General features: G+C 61.1%; 1 pseudogene. It reads right to left on the reverse strand.

Annotation, left to right across the window (positions count from 1 at the left end):
- Window positions 1-128, reverse strand: a pseudogene (locus EU800_RS26610) (IS481 family transposase); the annotation flags it as partial.
- Window positions 129-252: the final 124 nt, after the last annotated feature.

The raw sequence follows: 252 nt of genomic DNA on the forward strand, positions 1-252 counted from the left end.
AACCGCTGCCGCTTGGGTTTGTCCCCTTCGACATCCGGCAGCCGCGAGATCCCATGCCGCTGAAGACAGCGATGCAGCGACGATCGTGTCAGGTGCGGGATCGACGGCTGGAGGGCATAGAGACAGTTGAGAACGGCAGTGGAATAGTCGACCACGGTAGCGGCGGGGATGTTTCTCGCTGCGGGCGGAGCAAAAGTCGCCCAGTATCGGCCCTTTCTGTTCTGATTTCAGGGGGGCGGGAGCATTTTCACC

It is taken from the genome of Tropicimonas sp. IMCC6043, from assembly GCF_004146235.1.
Classification (GTDB): Bacteria; Pseudomonadota; Alphaproteobacteria; order Rhodobacterales; family Rhodobacteraceae; genus Tropicimonas.